Origin of the sequence: Pseudomonas sp. HR96 (assembly GCF_034059295.1) — a bacterium.
Classification (GTDB): Bacteria; Pseudomonadota; Gammaproteobacteria; order Pseudomonadales; family Pseudomonadaceae; genus Aquipseudomonas.
In genome coordinates, this window is sequence record NZ_CP139144.1 from 19,958 (window position 1) to 37,375 (window position 17,418).

20 protein-coding genes are annotated in these 17,418 nt (G+C 55.5%); 5 read left to right on the forward strand and 15 right to left on the reverse strand.

The window, feature by feature from the left end:
- Window positions 1-2: 2 nt before the first annotated feature.
- The 4 genes from SFA35_RS26420 to SFA35_RS26435 form a co-directional block, all read right to left on the reverse strand.
- Entirely contained in the window at window positions 3-1,673 is a 1,671-nt protein-coding gene (locus SFA35_RS26420) for a DNA cytosine methyltransferase (RefSeq protein ID WP_316904644.1), read from the reverse strand.
- A gap of 72 nt (window positions 1,674-1,745) precedes the next feature.
- Entirely contained in the window at window positions 1,746-1,997 is a 252-nt protein-coding gene (locus SFA35_RS26425; protein ID WP_320579784.1) for a hypothetical protein, read from the reverse strand.
- 48 nt (window positions 1,998-2,045) lie between these two features.
- Entirely contained in the window at window positions 2,046-2,219 is a 174-nt protein-coding gene (locus SFA35_RS26430) for a hypothetical protein (RefSeq protein WP_320579787.1), read from the reverse strand.
- 45 nt (window positions 2,220-2,264) lie between these two features.
- Window positions 2,265-2,588, reverse strand: a complete 324-nt coding sequence (locus tag SFA35_RS26435; protein ID WP_316904646.1) for a hypothetical protein — start codon at window positions 2,586-2,588, stop codon at window positions 2,265-2,267.
- Window positions 2,589-2,816: 228 nt separating this feature from the next.
- Here SFA35_RS26435 and SFA35_RS26440 point away from each other — a divergent pair, with 228 nt between their 5' ends.
- Complete coding sequence (locus SFA35_RS26440; protein ID WP_316904647.1) at window positions 2,817-3,242, forward strand: LexA family protein; 426 nt, start codon at window positions 2,817-2,819, stop codon at window positions 3,240-3,242.
- A 31-nt stretch (window positions 3,243-3,273) separates the two neighbouring features.
- On the forward strand, window positions 3,274-4,515 hold the full coding sequence (locus SFA35_RS26445; protein WP_320579790.1) for a Y-family DNA polymerase: 1,242 nt from the start codon (window positions 3,274-3,276) through the stop codon (window positions 4,513-4,515).
- 622 nt (window positions 4,516-5,137) lie between these two features.
- Here SFA35_RS26445 and SFA35_RS26450 read toward each other — a convergent pair.
- The 11 genes from SFA35_RS26450 to SFA35_RS26500 form a co-directional block, all read right to left on the reverse strand.
- Window positions 5,138-6,409 carry a DUF1173 family protein gene (locus SFA35_RS26450; RefSeq protein ID WP_316904648.1) on the reverse strand — a complete coding sequence of 424 codons (1,272 nt, stop codon included), beginning with the start codon at window positions 6,407-6,409 and terminating at the stop codon, window positions 5,138-5,140.
- Between the two features lie 148 nt (window positions 6,410-6,557).
- Window positions 6,558-7,046, reverse strand: coding sequence for a hypothetical protein (locus tag SFA35_RS26455; RefSeq protein ID WP_316904649.1), 489 nt, complete (start codon window positions 7,044-7,046; stop codon window positions 6,558-6,560).
- 11 nt (window positions 7,047-7,057) lie between these two features.
- Complete coding sequence (locus SFA35_RS26460; protein WP_316904650.1) at window positions 7,058-7,618, reverse strand: replication/maintenance protein RepL; 561 nt, start codon at window positions 7,616-7,618, stop codon at window positions 7,058-7,060.
- A gap of 608 nt (window positions 7,619-8,226) precedes the next feature.
- Window positions 8,227-8,841 (reverse strand): recombinase family protein, encoded by a 615-nt coding sequence (locus SFA35_RS26465; protein ID WP_316904651.1) that lies wholly within the window; start codon window positions 8,839-8,841, stop codon window positions 8,227-8,229.
- A gap of 155 nt (window positions 8,842-8,996) precedes the next feature.
- Window positions 8,997-9,170 (reverse strand): hypothetical protein, encoded by a 174-nt coding sequence (locus tag SFA35_RS26470; RefSeq protein ID WP_320579753.1) that lies wholly within the window; start codon window positions 9,168-9,170, stop codon window positions 8,997-8,999.
- Window positions 9,170-9,979 (reverse strand): hypothetical protein, encoded by an 810-nt coding sequence (locus SFA35_RS26475; protein WP_316904653.1) that lies wholly within the window; start codon window positions 9,977-9,979, stop codon window positions 9,170-9,172. Before SFA35_RS26475 ends, SFA35_RS26470 begins: the two co-directional genes overlap by 1 nt.
- 79 nt (window positions 9,980-10,058) lie before the next feature.
- Complete coding sequence (locus SFA35_RS26480) at window positions 10,059-10,457, reverse strand: hypothetical protein (protein WP_316904654.1); 399 nt, start codon at window positions 10,455-10,457, stop codon at window positions 10,059-10,061.
- Between the two features lie 11 nt (window positions 10,458-10,468).
- A complete protein-coding gene (locus SFA35_RS26485) occupies window positions 10,469-10,819 on the reverse strand; it encodes a hypothetical protein (protein ID WP_316904655.1) in 351 nt (116 codons plus the stop codon).
- The gene (locus SFA35_RS26490; RefSeq protein ID WP_316904656.1) at window positions 10,816-11,169 is read right to left on the reverse strand and encodes a TrfB-related DNA-binding protein; all 354 of its coding nucleotides are present in this window, start codon (window positions 11,167-11,169) and stop codon (window positions 10,816-10,818) included. Before SFA35_RS26490 ends, SFA35_RS26485 begins: the two co-directional genes overlap by 4 nt.
- Window positions 11,166-12,155 carry a ParB/RepB/Spo0J family partition protein gene (locus SFA35_RS26495; protein ID WP_316904657.1) on the reverse strand — a complete coding sequence of 330 codons (990 nt, stop codon included), beginning with the start codon at window positions 12,153-12,155 and terminating at the stop codon, window positions 11,166-11,168. Before SFA35_RS26495 ends, SFA35_RS26490 begins: the two co-directional genes overlap by 4 nt.
- An 11-nt stretch (window positions 12,156-12,166) precedes the next feature.
- Complete coding sequence (locus SFA35_RS26500) at window positions 12,167-12,934, reverse strand: ParA family protein (RefSeq protein ID WP_316904658.1); 768 nt, start codon at window positions 12,932-12,934, stop codon at window positions 12,167-12,169.
- Window positions 12,935-14,003: 1,069 nt separating this feature from the next.
- Here SFA35_RS26500 and SFA35_RS26505 point away from each other — a divergent pair.
- From SFA35_RS26505 to SFA35_RS26515, 3 genes are read left to right on the forward strand one after another with little or no spacing between them, the layout of a single operon-like run.
- Window positions 14,004-14,468 carry a TrbC/VirB2 family protein gene (locus tag SFA35_RS26505; protein ID WP_316904659.1) on the forward strand — a complete coding sequence of 155 codons (465 nt, stop codon included), beginning with the start codon at window positions 14,004-14,006 and terminating at the stop codon, window positions 14,466-14,468.
- Window positions 14,465-14,764, forward strand: a complete 300-nt coding sequence (locus tag SFA35_RS26510; RefSeq protein WP_316904660.1) for a VirB3 family type IV secretion system protein — start codon at window positions 14,465-14,467, stop codon at window positions 14,762-14,764. The genes SFA35_RS26505 and SFA35_RS26510 overlap by 4 nt, the downstream gene beginning before the upstream one ends.
- A complete protein-coding gene (locus SFA35_RS26515; protein ID WP_316904661.1) occupies window positions 14,751-17,417 on the forward strand; it encodes a type VI secretion protein in 2,667 nt (888 codons plus the stop codon). The genes SFA35_RS26510 and SFA35_RS26515 overlap by 14 nt, the downstream gene beginning before the upstream one ends.
- The last annotated feature ends 1 nt before the right edge of the window (window position 17,418 follow it).

Below are 17,418 nucleotides of genomic sequence, written 5' to 3' on the forward strand. Positions count from 1 at the left end.
ATTCAGATTTGCCGCGTAGCTGTGGCCAGGCCAACAGCGATTGGTCGAACCCATACCGGCGTGTGACTGAGCAAGAAGGTTTCGCCCTGCTTGGCCATCAACAAGGTGCGGGCCATAACACCGGCGATGGCCTCGGCTGCATCAGGGGGAACGGCGTTACCGATACGCTCGCGCCATGCCTGATCGCTCAAGCCATCAAGTTCAAGCTGCTCTTCTGGATCGACCAGACTTTGCAGCGCGGCCATTTCGAATGTCGTGAATGGACGGTGCCATGTGCCGTCGAGGCTTTCGATCACGCACGTCAGCCGATCATTGGGCGCAGGCATGCGCGGATCTGCGACAGACCATCGCCCATTGTCTTGTCGTGCGCTTGCCGAAACGGCCCCGGCCTGCCCTGCCCAGTCAACAACCCCATAGTGCCCCCCAGTCAGGTAGGCATCGCCTTTGACCCGGCGCATGCCTGGGCGCGGATCTTGTAGCGCGAACGCGCCTTGTCCGGTTGTACTACCGGCGATCACCGTCCCGGCTGAGTTGTTCCAGGGCGTGACCTGGTACTTGCCGAACCCCTTACCGGCCCGGCGCGGATCAGCAACAGAGAAAGTGCCCTGCCCCGGCGACTTCACACCGATAATGGCACCACTGGATGATCCCCATTGGCGAACCCCGTACTGGTGGTATTGCGCCGCGCCTGCCGGTGCCCGTGGGTCAGCCACGGAAAACGCGCCATTGGTTGGGCCTGACTGCCCTGCAACGGTGCCCATCGAATCTGTCCAGTCATTCACGCCGAGATAGCCGGAATACGCCTCTGGCACGATTACGAAGTCTTTGAGGTAGCCATCTTCGACAGCCAGCCGCTCAAGGCTGCGCCAGTCTTTCCCGGCCTCGACAAGTGCGAGGCGAACCCATGTTTTCCATTGCAGCGACGGAACACGGTGCATTGGGCCAGCGCGCTCGATGTCGCCGGGGGTCGGCATGCGGCCCAGCAGCGAGCCGACTGATTGCAGAGTGCGTTTTTCTGGTTCGTACAGGAACGGCGGCACTTTTTCTTCGTGCCGGGCTACTAGCAAGAACCGCTTGCGACTCTGAGCCAATCCGCCTATCTCGCCGCAGTCGTGTGTCGTTTCGGCCACTGCATACCCGTAGAAACTCAGGATCTGATTGATCTGGTCGAGCAGGTGACGGCCACGGGTAGCCAATCGCGGAACATTCTCGAACACGATCAAGGGAACTGGGGAATGCTGCCAGGCTTCGCACATGAGCCAGACGCACCGCAGGGTCAGCTCATTGAGCGCTTGATACTTCGGGGTCAGGCTCATAGCTTCCGAGAGCAGGCCGCTCGCGCCTTTGCAGGGGCTGCTGATGAACACACAATCGGGATCTTGGTTGCCCGCGGCGCGGCGAATCTCTTCGGGGGTGGCTTCCCTCCAGCCTGCCGGTGGCTCAACGCCGTGAAAGCGCGTGTATTGGTCGCGGGTGAACAGGTCTATCTGTGTGCCTGGCACACCGGCCAGCTTTTGAAAATCACGCAGCCCTGCCCCGTCTACGTCGATCCCGCCGATGCACTGCCAATCCGCCTGCATGTGGCCAACAATCTCGCGGTTCTGGTTGAATCCCTTAGCGCCGCCGCCCAGGCCGCAGCAGAAATGAAAGTGTTTCAGCCGGTATTTGATCACGTCGTTGTTCCTTCGCAGAAGGCCCGGTGCGGTTGCCGCCGCAGTCTCCGGGCAAGTTAGCCAGATAAGCCGTCAACCTTCGGAGGGGGTGCAGCCCAGCTCGCGTGGCCCGGCCAGCCGGGGGACGTAGTAAGGTTTTGGCTTGGTTGACCAATCATTGGCTTTCGCGCATTCAGCCGCACCCTTTGCCGTCCGGGCGCGCACATACATCGTGCGAACCAGCTTCTGCTTTTTCCCGTTGCCGCGCACAAGGTCAACGGCGTAGGTCTTCCATTCTTTGTCTTTCCAAAAAGCGTGCGCGTCAGCTTCATCTCCGAACAACATGCGCGCTTGCTTCGGTGCTTGAGTCTTGGCCGGTTGCTCAGCTTTTTCCTAGGCGGCTTCAATGACCCTGGCTGCGGTCAGCTCCGCGTCCATGCCCTTGACCCAATATTGCTGCATGTAGAAAGGCTGCGCCTCGACCACGCCCGACGCATCGGAGTGACTGATGGCCATAGCGTTGGCCACCGCTTCGACCACTGAGGATTCCCACTCAAAATACTTCATGCCTTTTCTCCTTGAGGCCCCCGGCGAACCGGGGGAAAGGGTGGGTTAGGCGACAGCGGCAAGCTCGTCGGCAAGGTTGGTGGCACCGTCGAGAAGCGATTGAAGCGCGGGAGAGCTATCGGCCACGACTTCGGAACCGTCGCCGTTTCCATAGACCAGCTTGACCCAGCCATGAAAGCCGGTATGTGGATGTTTGAATGACAGTACGTCATGCCCGGAGGTGAACATGACGCCAAGAATCTCGTCTTGGTCGGTTGATTCGCGCAGCACCCAGTCATGGCCATCTTTGACGCTAACGACGTAACCGGCAGCGAATGCGTCTGCCAGGATCAGGGTGATGATTTGCAGCTCGATGTCGCGGGTATCCATTTCAAAACTCCTTCGCAGAGAGCCCGGAGCGGTTGCCGCCGCTTGAATCCGGGTGCCGAGGCGGTGTTGCTTCGACGAACTTAGTGTCTCAAAGCGTCAGGCAATCGTCAACCTTTAGTAAAATCTAATTTTACTTTTGCTTTACCATCTGTCGGATTGAGCGTCTATGTTTCTCGCGTGCGAGAACGCCTTGCGATACTGTATAGATAAACAGTTTCTTGGTGCCCTATGAACGTAAGGTCGATAACCCCACTGCTTGACTCTGCCCAGCTCGTGCCGCTGATGTCAGGCCGTGCCAGCGGTGGTTTCGCAAGTCCTGCTGCTGACTACTACGAGCCGCCGATTTCTCTGGATGATTTGCTGAACATCCGAGCTGCCCACGTTTGGATCGTCCAGCTCGAAGGGGTGAGCATGCGGGGAGCTGGGCTGCATCACGGGAGCCGTCTGGTTGTTGATCGCTCGATCACTCCCGCGTCGGGCCTGATCGTGCTGGCTTACGTGGACAATCAACCGCTTGTGAAGCGATTGGAAAAATCTGCGGGGGGCTGGGTGCTTGTGTCTGAGCATCCTGACTACAAGCCAATCACTCCCGGCGAATATGAATCTATCGAGGTATTCGGCGTTGTCACCTGGTGCCTCTTTTCTACCTTGTAAGGGGCTGCGGCCTGTCTTCGCACTGATCGACGTGAACAGCTTCTATTGTTCCTGCGAGCGCATTTTTCGGCCTGAGCTGCGCAATCGTCCCGTTGTCGTTTTGAGTAATAGCGATGGTGCGATTGTGGCCCGCACGGCTGAAGCTAAAGCGCTGGGTCTGAAAATGGGCGAGCCCTATTTCAAGGTTCGCCGCTTCCTTGAGCAACACAACGTCGCGGTGTTCAGCAGCAATTACACGCTCTATGGCGAATTGAGCCATAGGGTCACTATGGCCATTGCATCGCTGACCGACTCCATCGAGGTCTACAGCGTGGACGAAAGTTTCGCCAAGCTCGATGGCTTCCCTGAGCCGCTGATTGACCTGGGCAGGGCCATTCAAGCGCGGGTGCTGCAATGGACTGCCCTGCCGGTGGGGGTTGGCATCGGCCACACAAAGACCCTTGCGAAAGCTGCGCAGCATGCGTCGAAAGTCTGGCGAGAGAAAACGGGTGGGGTTGTCGATCTGCGAGAGCCGCATGCTGTCGAGTGGCTTTTGCGGCGGATGCCGGTAGAAGACGTGTGGGGTATAGGTCGCCGGATGAAAGAGAACCTGGCCGTTGACGGAATCGTCACTGCCTGGGATCTGTCACGCGCTGATGCCCGTGCAATGGGCCGTAAATACTCAGTCGTGCTTGAGCGAACCATTCGAGAGCTGAACGGGGAATCGTGCCTGGATCTGGAACAGGCGGCGTCGGCCAAACAGTCCATATGCACAAGCAAGATGTTCGGCAAGCGCGTGCAGGATCTGGAAGGGCTGCGCCAGGCCGTGGCGACCTACATGCACCGCGCCTCGGAAAAGCTGCGGTCGCAAGGTTCGCTGTGCGGGAGCTTCCGGGTGGGCATACAGACTTCGTTTCACGGCGATGGGCCGAAGTACGCGCAGGCTGTCACTTGCACACCGGAATATCCAACTGACGATGTGCGGTTGTTGACGAAACACGCGCTGCGCGGACTTGAGTCGATCTTTCGGCCCGGTTTTGCATATAGCAAGGCTGAAATTCTGCTGATGGATCTGCGCAAACGTGGCGAGTTCAGCGGCGATCTGTTCACCGAGAATCAACCGGAAAAGACAGATGCGGTCATGGCCCTGATGGACAAGATCAACCGGCGCTGGGGTCGTGAGTGCTTGCGCACGGCTGCGGTGCCGATGTCTCCAGACTGGGGCATGAGGCGGGAATTTCTAAGCCCTAGTTACATGACCGATTGGAACCAACTCTGGAAGGTGAAAACCTAGACGCGCCGCCGCTCTCGGGTGCTGCTTGGAGTGCTAAGGCAGGTGTGGGAATAAACGCTTTTCAGCGTCGCCGCTTGCGGCGGCTTCTTCTTCCCCTCGCCCTGGAGCGCGCTTGCCCTGGTGGGTCTGCTCGTCGGCGGCGGCTGGGCGTGGTAGAGCCAGGGAGACACACGGGCAGGTTATCGAGCAAGGGGTCTTCTGAGCGCAGCGTCCCTTGCTCGATGTTCTGACCGGGGGTATACCGTCCGGCTCCCACGTCCAGTTGCTGACGATGAGCCCGCGCAAATGTTGCGGAATGGCGGCAAGCGGAGCGCGCAGGCCAAGGGCCGGAGGCTCTGTGAACTGCCGATCCAAGGGGCGCAGCCCTTTGGCCGTCGGAGACGCTTCGTGCTGGCCTGGTCTGCGCACACAAAAATCATCCAGTGAGCGAGGCCCGCAAGAGGCCAGGAGCGAACGGTGCGGCTGTCCACGGGCCAGGTGCGCTTTATACCTGGGCGGTGGACAGGGGATTGCCCGTTCTCGCACGCGAGAATCCCCCCCCCAGCTTGATTACCCTGCGGCGGGAAGTGGGGGGAATCAAGGGTTTCCCGTGTGCCGTACGACACATTTTAAAGCGGTACGATCACTGCTTTGCGGCTGGAAAGTCAGGGATGGCCAAGCCTTTGGTGTCATCGGCAGCGTTCCATGACCAACAGCCAGGAGCCCCATACTCGGCGGCATAATGCTCTGTTTTGACAGCCTTTCGCTTGAGGTATTTGTCATCGCTTCGCCCATAAACCTCCATTGGGTATTCCCTGTTGCTGGGCAAGTCCAGCAACCAAAAATCGGGGAATACGGCGTCGGCCTCTGCATCGTATCTGAGCGGTTTATAGAACCGCCTACCTTCCGTGCGTAGCTTCGCCTCAATGACGGATTCATAGGAGGAATCGACCGGAACCCATTCATCACTCACAACCATCAAGGCGATATTGAGTGCTTGCGCGGCTTCGGAGCTGGTAGGTGTGTCCGTCTGCACAATGGCAATGACGCGCTTGCCTTGGCTCCATGCAGAAAGCTCGCGCTTGAAACGGCGGCATACAGATGCCCAGGTTTCGGCGTCATATGACAGCTTGGGAACGCCATGAAACCCCTTGATAGCGATAAAGCCTGGCGTACCTTCTGCGCGCTCCAGGGAATATGCAGCTAACGGCGCGATGACCAGCAAGCGGCGATTGTTGCGGATCGCACTCGCAACCTTCCCGGCGTTCGCTTTCTCCTGCGTCCCGCCTGATACAACGGTGGCAACCACAAGCGAATCATCAAGGCGCAGCCTGTGAGTGGTGATTCGGTTCGCCGCCAGGGCAAGCCTGCGGTGTATGAGTGATGTATCCCGCTTTCCGGCCATGCCCGGCGACCAGACATTCAGCTCTGCCTCCGTCCACAACAGATGCAGCAGGCCAAGCAGTGTCATAGCTGGTTTTGTTGCTCGGGCATTTTGGGTGCCAGTGCGTTCTGCTCGCGGCTCGCCGGCGTCGGCAGGATCTTGCTTGCGCAGTGACAGCGTGAGCTTGATTCTTAGGTCGCCGTCGCTGGTTTCCTCGATCACGCCTTTGCTGTAGCCACTTAGGCCTGACTTGTCAGGATCTGGTGTGTAGTAACCGCAATCTAGTGCGTGTTCCTGGCCGGTGTGAGCGTACCTGGCAAGGTGATAGCTATCACTGCCAGACATATAGCGTACAGAAAATCGGCGCGGCCCAGTCCCAGCACAACAGCAGGACACATGCAGCTTGTTTTGGTGAGCGCTGCGCAAGGCGCTCTGCCATTGCGCAGCGAATTTGCTATCTGTTTGGAAGCTGACTGTGTAAACCTGCGGGCCGGTGGTTTTCACAATCTCTATTGGGTGTCGGTCGGTCATTGCCCCCCCATTAAGCGCACCTGGGCGCGCTATCGAGTGAATTGCTGTCACGGGGGGATCTGGTACAATGCCACTGTTCTCTTTCGCAGAGAGCCCGAAACCCGTTAGCCTTGCCGGGCGCGGGTTTCACCCCTCCCCCCCTATGTGACTACTTACTGCGCCGCCAGTCGGGGCCAAGCTCGCAGCATTCCAACGCCTGATCGAGCGTGGCGAAGCAACCCCAGTTCGTAGGGCGATCCCATGCACCGCCGTCCAGGCAGCTCACAAAATATTGGATGCCTTCGGGGTATTTCTCGTAAAAGCTCGCCTTCCTTTCGGCCAGTTTGGCTTCAAGTTCAGAATCACTAATTACAAATTCGTTTTTCTCTGCTCGATGGCGATCTTGCGTGTTGCGGTCGTGCTGTTCACGCTGCGCCCAGCTCATGCTCTCGATGTAGGGCAGTCCCTCCCAATCCTCAATCTCCTGCGGTTCGCGATACTCGTTGGCGGTGTTGCCAAAGTCTGCGCGGAGTATCGGATTAAATGGATACCCATTGCCGACCGATTCCTGATTCTGCGGTCGGTGTTTTTCGAGGTATACGTCTACCGCGTATGGTTCACCGTCAAGGCCCGGAATCATGCGAGTTCTCGCGTGCATGTAGATGCTCCTTAACCTTGTTCGCTATGCGGAATGGATGGAAGCGGCGGCAGCAGCTCGTCCATCACTTCCTGTTTTGGCGGCGGAAGGCCATCGCCGTGGGGTAACTGAATGTCGCCAGGATCTGCCGAGGGGATGCCGCGCAGCTCCCCAGTGCCAAGATCGAGCTGATCGGCAGAGGAAACGAGGACGCGGGCATTGAAGCGAGCGTATTGGATGTTCTCGCGCTTATCGGCCCATGCAATCCGGCTGTTCACGATATACGCGAGCGCACCGCCACGGTCGCCGCCAAGCTGGATGGTCTGAATCCACGCCTGAGAGGTGAGCACCCGCAAAGCACGTTTAGTCGTGGTGGTTGATACGCCTGACAGCTTGGCCAGCGTTGCGTGGCTGGCAATCAAGGCGTTGCTTTTGTCCATATTGGCGATCAGGACGTGCAGCAACTGGGCTGCGCGAGGCGCTTCTGCGATCAAGATGGCCAACGCTTCGTGTGCAGCTCGCTCGGTTTGAACCCATGTACCGCGTGGGTTCGGTTGGTGAAGATTGCGCACCTCTTTGTCTTCGTCTTTCATCCGGCTCCACTACCTCAAGGTTGGAGGGGTAGGCCACACCGTGACCTAGGGGTAGGTCATCCGTGCTCGATAATGAGCAAGAATGCTTGATAAGCAACACTATAGTAAAAGGCGTGCGGCTTGTCAGCTACAGCCTGCACGATAACGAGCAAATTTGATCTAGGGGGAGGTCGCACTGTGACCTAGGGGTAGGTCACGCTTGCTCGATAACGAGCAAATATTGCTGGCAAAGTGACTACTATTGGCCTAGGGGTAGGCCATGCTGTGACCTAGGGGTAGATCATCCTTGCACGTTATCGAGCAAGTTTTGCTGGTCAGTAGGCACCGTTGACCTAGGGGTAGGTCAACAGGGGGGGTAGGTCACATGATGACCTAGGGTAGTCCACCAACTGCGCTCTACCCTGGAGCATCAACCGTGCCCTAACCCTATGCCACATCATGACCTACCTGCACCGCTGTAGCCCCCGTAAATCAAGGGGTTTGAAGTCATGCTTCTTATGATCTCAACCGTCCGATCCTCTGACTTTGACCTTGAGGCCGTCAAAGTCGCCTCCCGGCGGGGGCTACCCGTAAATGACGCGCTGCTCCGGCTGCGCCTACGCATCACCTCATTTCCGGCCAGCTCGATTTAAAAGCTTGTAGATGGTGGTGCGGCTGACGCTGTACCGACGCGCAACATCGGTAACAGTTATATCAGGGTCTGCAAGAAGGGCTGTGATTTCCCGACCTTCCTTGTCACCAAGTTTTGCTTTCCGGCCACCGACACGGCCACGGGCGCGAGCTGCTGCCAGGCCCGCAACTGTTCGCTCGATGAGCCGGTCACGTTCATAAGCTGCAAGCGAAGCGCAAAAACCGAAGATCATCCGGCCCTGGGCTGTTGCTGTGTCGTAGCGTTCAGTAATTACCTCGAAGCTCACGCCAGTGGCTTCAAACAGGTTCACCAACTCGAACAACTCTTGCAGGTTCCGACCAAGACGGGATAGCTGCCAGACCACAACAGTATCGCCACGGCGTAGCGCGTTGACCATCTTGTCTTGTTCGGGCCTTGGGTCTTTACCTTTAGCCCCCGTGATTTTTTCGTGGTAGATCCTGGTGCAGCCAGCCGCTTTCAGAGCGTCAATCTGTAGATCAAGGTTTTGGTCTTGCTTGCTGACTCGGGCATACCCGATTCGCATACCACCTGCAATGAGGTCTGGTGTAGATGAATCTGAGCGGTCGCGCATGGACGGTCACCCTCTCACTGTTAACATAGCTTTTCAGTACCCGTTATCTGGACATAGATAAGTTTACGGCAATGTGAACACTCAGGCGCCAAAAAAACCCAGCAAACTGAGCTGGGTTTTCTGGTGTTCAGTAAACGGTCGTTTGTTGAACACACCTAAACGGGGGCATTGGGATCGGGTTGGGCCAGCTCGATCTGCTCGATGCTGCCGATCCAAAACTCACCAAACTCATCCAGCACCTTCACGCGGTCGCCCTGGTCTACGCGCTGAACGATAATGCCGGTGCCGTACGAGCATTCGCCGGTCTGGAAATTCACCTTTTCAAACATCATGCGCACCTGAGTGTTTCGGATAGTTTTTCGAGTGCTGACAGCATGGGGTCTTTGTATTCCGGCCACTGATCCGTCAGATATGCCCACCCGCTCATCGGTTCTGCGCCGTCTTGAAACGTGTACTCGATAACTGGCCCGGTTGTAATCCGATGATGGTGGTACCAAGCCCATAGGAATAGCCAGATGATGGGCCTGGTCGGCAGGTCAACTACGACTGCATAGGCAGGGCAGGGATCTGTTTCGAAGGTGTACTCAGGTCTAGTGCAATGCCAACTCCGTAGGTTCGCGGACGATTCCCCAAGTGCGTGAAGCTGTTCAACAAGCGATAGAACCTCTGCGCCAGATGGCCCAGTTTGGCCGAGCTTCACAATGATTCGCTTGCGGACTGGTGAGCTGTTGTCGAGCTTGCCTGCTATGGCGTCGTCTACAGCGGTCAATGCGATGCGCTCTTGCTCTTGCCGAAGCACGTAGACCCTTTCGCGCTCGATCTTGTCAGCAATGCGCTGTCTCTCCTCGGCTTCTTGCTCTGCCTCGCTCAACGGCCAGGCCAAAAAGGGCAGGTTATCTACCTCGTCTTGAGTGAACGTGCATCCCATGTCGAGCAGCAGGTCACGGGCCTGTTCGATTTGATCCTGCGCGTAATCAACCATGACAGGCGTTATGCCTCCCAAGCCGTCTACATGATGTGTCGCTCTCGCCACGTTGTTACTGATGACTTTGCGCAGCTCTAAAGCGGTAAGCTCCAACAGATCATCATCGGGGAACTCATAGCTGTCAGGTTTATAAAATCGGATGGGTTGATTCATGGGTGTCCTCCAGCAGCATAGGTCTACGCAGCAGCGTGGACTTTTGAGGCGGTCGGTTTCTCGCATGCGAGAATGAATTTCACTTCATCAGTTTGAGCTGTTCGATGTCCTCTACATTCCAGTCAACGGCCAGACGTTCAAACACTTCACTGCCGTTGACGACGTACTCATGCACGTCTTTCTCTGGCTGGAAGTCCATGCGCAGCACGGTCAGGCAGTCGTCGAACAGTTGTCGGTCAATGCAGCGGAAGTCTGTGAGGTCGAAAGGGAAGCGTGACCCGTTGTAGCAGCCCAGTAGGAACCGAGCGATGTACCGACTTTGACCGGAATGGCCCTGTGCAACTTTGACCAGTCGTTCAAGTGCAGCTTTGCCTTGGTAGCGGATCGTTGGCATCAGTTCTTGATATTCCTGCTCGGCCTGGATCTGCTTGAGGGCTTCGCTTGCGATAACCTTGCGTGCTTCGCTTCTGTCGTCCATCGCATAGCTCCTTAACGATCAGGTTTCAGCGTGAAGCGGTAAGTGTTTTTGTCGCTCCTGAACACCACGCTAGCGATTTGCGGGGATGCGATCTTGGGTGAAAAGGCAACCCGCGTCGTACCTGACGGGTTACTGGCGTCCCAGCTCTGTATGTCGGAAACAACTAGATCAACACCCACCTCGCCATCCGGCAGGCAAAAGTCCGCTTTAGCCAATTGAGATGGGGTGTAGCCTGGCATCGAATTGGTGGATACCGGCAGGCAACCTCGATCAGCCGATGGTGTAGGCCGGTCGTTCGTCTCTGAGTCGTTGCAGCCTGAAAGTGCAAGCAGTGCGGCGATTATGGACAGGCGAATTTTCATTTTGGCTCCTTCGTATCCTGGGCGCGGTCTTGCCAGTATTTCAGCCGTTCAGTGTCGGCCTCTCGGACAAACCGCTCGATCATGGGCTTGGGTGCGCAGATATGGGCGTATGCCCAGCCTTCGGGTGCTTGCATCAAGTAGGCTGAGTAAACCTTGTCGCGGATGGCCAAAGCCCGTTGCTTGGTCAGCCCATGCGCTGTAGCAACAGCGCTTAGTTTCTTCCCTTCAACCAGAATCTCGAATGCTACTTGGTACGACTTTTCAAGCATTCGAGATTCGGGCGAGCTGCGTATCCGCTCGAACGCATCGAGCGGTACGCGCAGGTCTTGTTCGGCTAATTTACCTGTCATGCGTCAGGCTTCCAGTTCGTGTTCAGCTTCTCCCGTGCTTCGTGCAACTCGCTCTGGAGATAGGTGCGTTCTTTCTCAAGCGTGGCGATCTGCGCTGCCTGTACAGAAATTTGTTCCTGTAACTGCGCGATGATGATTGCAGAATCTGGATCTACGCTGGTTGGGGCTTCCGGTTTAGCAGGACTTGGATTTTTCTTCCCGCCTATACGGATTGCCTTTGGCCCCGTCTTCTTGGCCCGCTGTAGCTCCCCACGCACCTCAGTGCGGATGTTCAGTTCGGGTTCAGCCTCGGCTCGCTGTAGCAACTCGGCGGCAGCTTGTGGGTCTACCTTTTCAAGCCTGTTTAAGTCGTTGACCACGGATACGTCAGCGGTAATGCCTGATTCGACGGCAGCGCGGCCAACGCCGTCAGCTTCCATGATTTCAAGGTACTTCAAGCGTTCGGCAACCCAGTTCAAGCCTTTCTTCCACTCGTCGGCCACTGCCTGGAGCGTACCCAGCTCTAGCTTGTCAGCTTGAAGCGCGAGCGCAATTTCAAGCATCGTCAAACCTTCACGCTGCACGTTCTCCGAGCGCTGAATCCGCTTCACTTGAGCATCGGTTAGGTCGCGCACTACAACATCTAGCAGCAAGCCTTTCAGGGCGCATGAGCGAAGGCGTCGTTCACCCGCAACCATTTCATAATCGAAGCCGCTGGCAGGGTTCGGATGGGGCCGCACGATAGCGGGTTCACCCTGACCGTTCTGCTCTATGTCAGAACCCAGCTCATTCAATGATTCTTCCGTAAAGCCGGGGTTGTCTTTTGAACGGATCTGGCTCTTACACTCCACTTGGCCGGGGCTGACCTTGCGAATCAATTCCCCTTCCAGCACTACAGGTTTTTTGCGTTGCAGGTCTGAAAGCTTGGTAACTCCAGCTCCAGCCGTAGATTTCGTGATGCCCGCAGCGAATGCGTTTGCTTTGGCAGGCTTATCTTTAGTCGTCATTAGTCGAGTCCTCAGTCTGCCCACACTTGGGAAAGAATTGCTTCGCAAGCGAGCTTCATTTCTCGCCCGGCTACTCGCTGACTACTGCCATTGGCTTTTACCCACACCGGGTTACCAGATGCTTGCGACTTGTTGATGCACGGGCGGTAAATGATTTGTTCTGCGAACATCATTTCGCCATAAGCTTCGCGGAGCCCGGGCAGGATTTCGATTTCGTCCGGTGATCTGCTATTGACCAGATTGGGCATGAACCCCAAGAAGCGGAGGGCAGGGTTAAATTCTTCCTGCACCGTTTGAATCGTCCGCAGTAGCTTAGGCATACGCGAGATAGTGAAAGGGCTGATATTGAACGGCGCGACAACCGAATCTGACGCGACCAGGGCGGCTACCATCCTGCGCTGCAAGTTTGGCGGTGTGTCGATCATGCAGAGGTCGAAGTCGTCAGCGAAACGCTCAAGGCCTGCTTTCAGGTTAAGCACTACAGATAGATCCATGTCGTCAACGTCGAGCAACGGCACGTCGGCTTCAATCAACCAGATGTTCGGTGCGACTTGGCGCGGCTGGCGGCCTTCGTGTTCGTCGCTGAATAGCTGGCTCGACATCAGGTATTCAGTTGTATCGCCCTCATCCGCAGCGCCGTAGAAAAGCGACAAGTCACCCTCATCAAGATCCACAACAAGGACACGCTTGCCGCTGTTAGCCGCATAGCTGGCCAGATGAATTTCAAGAGTGGTCTTTCCTACTCCGCCTTTCTGATTCGCTACGGTGGTGATTTTCATGGTCGTCTCCGGCATGGCCGATCAGTGAACGTGAATCCATAGTGCCGACAGTAAACCCCTATGTCAACACCAAAAAGGGTTTACTTTTATGGATTCTCGCACGCGAGAAATGGGTTCATGCCGCCTGCGAGAACCGACCTGCTTGGACTGTTACAATTGCCGCAGCCGTGGCCGGGCAGGGTGGGGTTCAGTTTCCTTGCAGCCTGCTTGATGCGGTTAGGAGGGTGGCCGGGGCGGCTCCCTGGTAGCCCTCCGCTCTTTCCGCGACACCTCTTCCCCCCTGTACGACATCACCTACAGCCGTACCTGAAAACGCCTACAACTTTGGTCGAGATACGTTCAGTCTAAATTTGACCGTTCGTCCAGAAACTGCCGAGGTGGTGAGAAAAATCCCCTTCTACCTGTCTACCGCGCGTGTCTCGCCGGTAAGACACATTCCGCAACATCCGACAAGTGGTACATCGCTTCTTGTCACGTCAATCGAGCAGGGTTGATCTTCGAAAGAATCGCCCGTGACTCAATCACTTACAGCGCATGGCCATCACGCCGCCATCGCATCGGAATCCGCAGCGATTTTGCTAAATCGTTTCTCGGATCCAAAACCGCAAAAAATAAAAGGTTGATTCCATGAAACGTAATAGCTACGGTGAATCACGAAACACGACTTTTGTGCAACGAAACACGAAAGAGGACGAAAATGCGAGGTGGGATCTAGATCACGAAAGGGTAAGCAATCAGTATTTCCTCAGTTTTTAGCTTGCAGCTTTGCCGAGGATGAGATGCAGACCCTAGACAAAAAAGACCTGACCACCTTCACGGTCGCCCAGCCTGACTATCGAGTTCACCTCCGTGAACATTGGGAAGGGCAGGCCCGGAAGTGGGTATTGATCATCGAGAGCCCTTCGACTGGGCAGACATTCACCATCGTAACGGCGTTAGGAAGGACACGGCTTTTTACCAATCCTGAAACCGCCATCGACTTTATAAAAGAGACGTGCCTTAACAACCCGAATAACGCAATAACCGTAACGTACGGGAAGCCCCCGTCATGACATAACAGAGGTAATCTATGAAACTCGGAACTGCAATTCAAAGCTCGAAAGATGCAGTAAGCGAAACCGCTAAACCCTCTCTCCGTGATAAAACCACTGGCGTTTATAAAGCGATAAAACAGTGGTTCCAGCCTAAAAAAGGCATGAACCATAAAGCTCTGATGCGTCAGGACTGGACTGCGAAAGTAGAAAAGGGTTTCGTCACTGGTTCGATGTTAGCCCTTGCTGCTATGCCAACATTTGCACATGCCGACGTGGACTTTGGCCCACTCAAAGACCTGTTCAAATCTGCCGTGCAATTTCTGATTTACGACTTGGGTTACTACCTCGGCATCGCCGCAATCGCCATTCAAGGCATGCGGGCAAAAAGCGGACGCATCGAATGGTCAACTTTCCTCTGGTGCTGCGCGGGTGTGTTCATCGTCTTCTTCGCACCTAACTTTGTCGATCAAATCAAGCAGAACGCAACACAAATGTCATGACCAGTATTGAGCACGATCCCGATGAAGGGGAGGTGCTTGTTGTTGCGATGGCCAGGCCATCAATGGTCGGGCCTTATACAATGTCAAGCATCGGCGTCAGTATCTTCCTGCCATTCATGGCAGCGATGATCTTCAAAAACCTTTGGCTTGTTCTAACAATGCCAATCATGTTTGCGATCACTTATTACATTTGCTCGAAGGATGTTTATCTATTTGGCGTCCTTTGGTCACTGCACAAGCTCAAGGGCTCACGTAATAAGAGATTGTGGGGGTATCGAAGCTATGCACCTCGTTGACAAGTACCTTAAAAAGTTGACGCGCAACCTCGATCTCTCAGTGGGTGTACAGCATCCTTCCGGGTCTGGTGAGGATTTGGATGAGCTGGTAGCCAGCGAATTTATTCCGTATGACATCCCATACGACGATGAAACGCTGATTACCAAGGAAAGCGCGCTCATCCAAGTTATCAAGCTCGATGGTTTGTACTTCGACTCACTTAGTGCTGAACAGGTTAAACAGTTCGAGCGTCGCCGTAATACTCTGTTGCGCAGCATTGCATCGAGTAACTTCGGCATTTACGTCCATACGGTGCGCCGGAAAATCTTCGATTATGTCGAGGGTGAGGGGTCAACTTGGTTTGCCCGGCGTTTCAATGATGCTTGGCGGGAGCGCTACCGGACTAACGGGTTCTACATCAATGAGATTTATATCTCACTGGTACGCACCCGTTTCCGCGCCGGAGTGCCGGGCTTCATGGATCGTGGCATTGCCCTGGTCACCGGCACCAAGGCCACTGCATCAGAACCTGAAAGCTATGAGGCTATGGCAGCGGATCTGTACAAGGCTAGTGGCTTGCTTGTCAGTGGACTAAGCGAATATGGGGCGCGCCGTTTGGGTGCCCAGCGCCTGCCGGTGTACGAGACAGAGTTTGTAAGCCGTGAGGACGCTTTTGCAGCGATTCGTCGGTTCCGTTGGAACTGGGCCGAGTTCAAGCAAGAGCATGGCGATCTGGAGCAGTATCCGGCTGAAACAGTGGTCGAATACCTGGGCGAAGAATGGTCTGAGATTACGAGTTTCCTGCACTATCTTGTCAACCTTGAAGACAGGAAAGTGCCGATCAGTGACTTGAAAATCTGCGACCAACTGCCGTCTGCACGCCTTAATTTCAAGCTTGTTGCGACACTGTGCGAGGTCAAAGCCAGCACTAGCTCTCGTATTGGCACAATGCTGAGCATGGGTGAATGGCCACGTCGTACGCCGTCGCGCATGATGAATAAATTCATGCAGCAGCCGGTCGAGTTCATCATCACTCAGTCCTTCTACTTCACGGATCGGATTGCAGCAGAATCGCAACTGACCCAAGAAACTCGCCGCTTGACTGTGAGCGACAAGCACGGGGTGGCGAGCGAAGACGCGGCAGAGCTGACCGAAGGGCTCAAGGCGCTGCGCCGTGGCGATACTGTCAACGGACTGCATCACCTGACCATCTTCGTGCATGTCGCAGCCCTGCCAATGGACGCCGAGGAAAACCGCAAGAAGAACCTGCAAAACCTCGACCAAGCGGTGAGCCTCGTTGAAAAGTGCTTCATTGACCTGAACGTCAAGTCCATCCGCGAATGGATCGGCCTTGAGACTTTTTTCTGGTCGCAACTGCCAGGGCAGTCAACCGCGTTGATTGGCCGTCGCGGAAAGATCAAGTCGAGTAACTTCGCGGGCTTCGCTTCGTTCCATAGCTTTGCCCTTGGCCGCAAGGAAGGGAACCTGTGGGGGCCAGCCATTACGGTCTTTGAGACCGAAAGTGGCACGGCCTACTACTTCAATTTTCACCGCGAGCTTGAAGGCATGGTTGCCGGGCATACGGCTATTGCTGCTGATACAGGGTCGGGTAAAACCACGCTGTTGGCCATGATGATCGCGCAGGCCGATAAAGCTAAGCCACGGGTGTTCTGGTTCGATAACCGCTTTGGCGCGAAAGTGTTTATGAAAGCAATGGGCGGTGTCCATACCGTCCTTTCGCCCCATAGCGGCATGCGCTGGAATCCCTTCAAGTTGGACGACACGGCGGAAAACCGTGCGTTCTTGGTCGATCTGCAAGTGCTGATGCGTGCCTGCTACGCGCCGACTGATGCGAGCGCAGACGACATCAAGCGTTTCAAGAAGCTCGTAGATGAAAACTATGAGCTGCCCTTTGAAGATCGCCGCCTGCGCAATGTGGCATGGGTATACGGCCAGGGCGAGCTGTCCGACATCATGGCTATCTGGCACGGAGCCAAAGGCGTGACAGGTGCCAATGCCGGGGTTTTCGATAACGTAGAGGATTCAATCGACCTGGCCAGCTCGCGCTATTACTGCTTCGAAATGATGGAGCTGCTGAAGGGTGGCGAGGCCCGCCCTGAGTTGCCTGTACTCATGAGCTACCCCTTGCATCGCATCGAAATGGCTATGGATGGCACGCCGTTCATTCTGGTGCTTGAGGAAGGCCAGAACCTTGTCAAAAACGAGTATTGGAAGAAGCGTATCGACAATTTCATCATGCAGATCCGTCGCAAGAACGGCCTGCTGATCTTTGTTACTCCTGATGCGAAGTATTTCCGCAGTGAAACCGATTCGATTGATAAACAAACCTCAACAAAAATTTATCTCTCGAACGATTCCGCAAAACCTGAAGATCACGAAAATCTGACTTCCGCAGAGTTGACTTGGATTCGTGAAATTGGCCCCGCGTCTCGGAAGTTTCTCATCCGGCGCGGCAAAGAATCCATCCGCGCTGTATTCGACTTGTCCGGTTTGAATGAGTTTATTCCGGTGTTGTCGTCGAACGATGTTGGTGTGGCTCTCATGGATTCAATCATCGAGCGACTTGGTACTGATGACCCTGAACAATGGGTTCCAGTGTTTATGCAAGAAGCTCAGAGCAAAAACACCCACAACTTGAAGGCAGTTCAATGAT